Source organism: Peribacillus sp. P4_C12, assembly GCF_056402095.1.
The window spans coordinates 1-3,588 of sequence record NZ_JBFUIB010000390.1; the positions used below are offsets into that span (position 1 = coordinate 1).

4 protein-coding genes are annotated in these 3,588 nt (G+C 40.0%); 1 reads left to right on the forward strand and 3 read right to left on the reverse strand.

The genetic code is table 11. From position 1 onward, the window contains the following. The 3 genes from AC1DUW_RS23575 to AC1DUW_RS23585 form a co-directional block, all read right to left on the reverse strand. On the reverse strand, window positions 1-2,058 hold a 2,058-nt coding region (locus tag AC1DUW_RS23575; protein WP_477643590.1), incomplete at its 3' end, for a DNA internalization-related competence protein ComEC/Rec2. A gap of 17 nt (window positions 2,059-2,075) precedes the next feature. Further along, a complete protein-coding gene (locus AC1DUW_RS23580; protein ID WP_053347022.1) occupies window positions 2,076-2,636 on the reverse strand; it encodes a ComE operon protein 2 in 561 nt (186 codons plus the stop codon). A gap of 83 nt (window positions 2,637-2,719) precedes the next feature. After that, window positions 2,720-3,361, reverse strand: coding sequence for a helix-hairpin-helix domain-containing protein (locus AC1DUW_RS23585; protein WP_477643591.1), 642 nt, complete (start codon window positions 3,359-3,361; stop codon window positions 2,720-2,722). A 105-nt stretch (window positions 3,362-3,466) separates the two neighbouring features. Here AC1DUW_RS23585 and AC1DUW_RS23590 point away from each other — a divergent pair. Beyond that, window positions 3,467-3,588 (forward strand): NAD(P)-binding domain-containing protein (locus AC1DUW_RS23590; RefSeq protein WP_477643592.1); only part of this gene is annotated, 122 nt, incomplete at its 3' end.

Sequence of the window (3,588 nt, forward strand, 5' to 3'; positions counted from 1 at the left end):
CAACTGTGGGTAAGTATCCATCAATTCTTTTTCCCCCTCTTCCCCCATATCTCCGGTAAATACCCAGGACAATCCCCCTAACTCTGTATATAAAACAATGGACGAATCATTCTTATTTTCTTCTTTTTTATGTGGATCTAGAACGAAAAACTCAGCTTCCCCAACTTTCCAACGTTCGCCCCTTCGTACGACTGTCACTTTTACCCTCTTATTTCTTGCAATGGAAACAAAGTCTTTATCTCGATAATCGTCCTCACTCCAACCTCCAATAACTATCTCCTTAACTTTGAAATTTTCAATGAGTTCTTTTGCACTTCCTATATGATCAGCATCGGCATGCGTTAAAATCAGCTTGTCCAAATGGTGAATGCCCTTACTTTTCAGCAGCGGGATAATGATATCATCAGCCGTATTATAAGTCTTTCGCTTTTTTTTCCACATTTCCATAGGAAACGTAATTTGTCCCCCCGTATCAATCAAGTAATTTCCTCGGTTAAACGGAAGAGTAATTAAAATTGAATCACCCTGTCCAACATCAATTATCTGCACTTCACCGAATGGAGATAGCTTTTGTAGATTGTATTGAAAAAGTAAAAGTAAAATCATTATTCCACACCAGATTTTACATTTACTAAAAGATTTCTCCCAAGTCAGGAACAGTCCTAAAACTGCAACAACAAGCAACAACATCATAATGAAAAGTGGTTTTCCAAACGGAATGGAGGCAAGAGGAAGATTCGATGCAGCATCGGCGACCTTATTACTGAGCAGGAAGGTGAAGTTTAGTAACGAAATAAGGGGTTGACCTAAAACAGGAAGTAACAGATGGATAAAGAGGGTGATTAGTGAAAAAGGCAGCAAAATGATGGAATAAAGAGGCACATACAGTACATTTAGAAGCACACCAAGGAAAGATACTTCATAAAAGTGAAAAAGCAAAATCGGAAGGGCTGCCAATTGGCAGATTGAGCTGACAATGAAAAGTTGTAGTGTCTTTTGTGGGTACTGCAAAAAGATTTTCGAAGACAAAATGATTGAAAAGGTGACAGCGAAAGAAAGCTGAAACCCAATATTATAGAGCATAAGCGGCTGAAAAAATAGCAGCGTCATATAGACCGCACCGATCGTGGCACCTGCTGAAATTCGTTTCTTGAAAAGCATAAGCAAAAAGAATACCATAGCCATCAAACATGATCTCATCACTGACGGGCTTGCTCCTGAAAGTATCATGTAAATCGGAAGAAAGATAAGGATGGCAATCATCATTCTTTCGCGAGTAACTCCTAAGCGGATACCAAGATAAAACAACATCCCTGTTAAAAAACTGACATGAAGTCCCGAAATCGCCAGTAAATGAACAAGACCTAGACGCTGATAGTTAGTAAGATCCCCTTCATCGATATCCGTCTGATCACCGAAAATAAGGGCTGTGACAAATCCGCTCGATTCTTCTGGAAAGTGTTTTTTTATATACGAAATTCCTTTCATCCGCAAATTTCGAATTGAAACGACAATCGAGTTTCCAACCTTTTTGCATTTCGAAAAAGAAATAGAACTCGCTTTAAATATCCAATGAGTGTTTTGCTGAAGGAGATAACGTTGATAATCGAAGCTGTTTTCATTACGGTGTTTGTCAGGAACCTGCAGATCTCCCTCGGCCGGACAAGATAAACCGATGCGAAGATACTGATTCAGCTTTTCCTTTTCTTGTTCGGAGGCTACTTTATATCGAAGCATCAGCCGTTCACCTTGTTCACTGATGATGAAACCTTTTAATAGATTTCCATCTATTTTCGGTTGGTCTGTAAATGTAATAACAAAACGACTTTCTGTTCCCTTATAAGAAGAGATGTTTCGATGTTCGGAGGCAGTAGCGGACCCTAAAAAAATCCCCATAATCACCATATGAAGTATAAGGGTCTTCCCTTCACCCGCACTCGAATAATAAATAAAACAGAGGAAAATAAGGAAAACGATTAAAAGTCTTACACTAAAAAATGAATGGGCCGAAACGCCAAACGTGGCCGAAACGGCTAAAAAGAGAAGTTGTCTTGCCATGCCAACCCCCTGTCTAATTATTTGTTAAATAACAGTTTCGCCTCCTTTTCTAGCTCCAGCACAGCTTCTTTCTCTAAACCGGATTGTTCTAGTTGACCTAGCAACGAACGTACAAAGTCCTGTTTTTCTTTTCCGTATACATCGATGGCTCCTCTTGCTTCAACCTTTTCCGTTTTGACCCCAGCCTGCTCAAACAATTCAATTGCATATGGATGGTTTTTATAATCCTCTGCATAATAAACAGCTTTGATTCCAGCTTGAATGAGTGATTTACAGCATTGCAAGCATGGAAAATGTGTCACATATATTTCCGCCTCTGCAGTCGGCACACCGAATTTGGCACATTGTAAAAGTGCATTCATTTCAGCATGTATCGTTCTAATACAATGATTATCTATTACATAACAACCATCATCAATACAGTGCGTTCCCCCGGCAATCGAACCATTGTAGCCTCCCGCAATAATCCGGTTATCCCTAACGATTGTTGCGCCTACAGTTAGTCGTGTACATGTGCTTCTTAAAGCTAATAAATGGCTTTGAGCCATGAAATATTGATCCCAGCTAATCCTGTTCATGTTGTGGTCCCCTTTTACTTAATAAAATTGATTTTCTTCAATTTTACCTTCTTCCTGTCCATTTGTGTAGAGAATTCAATCAATCATTTGACGGAAATAGAATCCTTTAATTTTTCAAACGTTTTATCACCGATCCCTGATACATTCTTCAATTCATCTATCTGCTTGAATTTCCCTATCGTATCTCTGTATTCAAGGATGGCCGTTGCTTTTGATGTGCCAATCCCAGACAGGGTTTCTAAATCCTCCTTTGTGGCTGTGTTCAAGTTAACCTGGCCCCTTGAACTCTCAGATGCCCCTCCAGTAGCCGCAGTTCCGCTCGAGGCGGCTGATGCATTCTCGGGAAGTTCTATGCCCTCTTCACCTATTTTGGGTACGTAAATGACCATTTGGTCCTCAACAAGTTGGGCAAAATTCACTTTATCCTTATCGGCCTTATCTGTGAAACTTCCCGCTTTCGAAATCAAATCAATCACCCTGTCACCTGCCTCCGCAGTAAATATACCAGGTGCCTGTACCGCTCCCTTAACATCGACTTTAATGATAAGAGGCTCTGCCTCCGTTTCAGTTGTCATTTCATCGATGCCATCGTTTGCTGATACTGCAAAGATATCTTCTGTTTCAACCAGTTCCTTCTCAGGTTGAAAGAAAAAGTAAACTCCTACCGCCCCAGTAGCTACTGCAGCGGCAATCATCGCCATTTTCTTTTTTAATATTTTATCCATTTCTTAGCCCCCTTCTTTGATTTCGAACATTACATTGTCATAGGACAGATTAAAAATACATAGTGTTTTTAGGAGATTCGCTTTTAGTGAGAGGAGTTGAAAGTATTGAAGAAAATCGGTGTAATTGGAACAGGCAATATGGGAACGATTTTAATCGAAGCGTGGCTGGAGGCTAAAATACTAAATCCGGCTGATCTACTCATTACAAATAGAACGCTCTCCAAAGC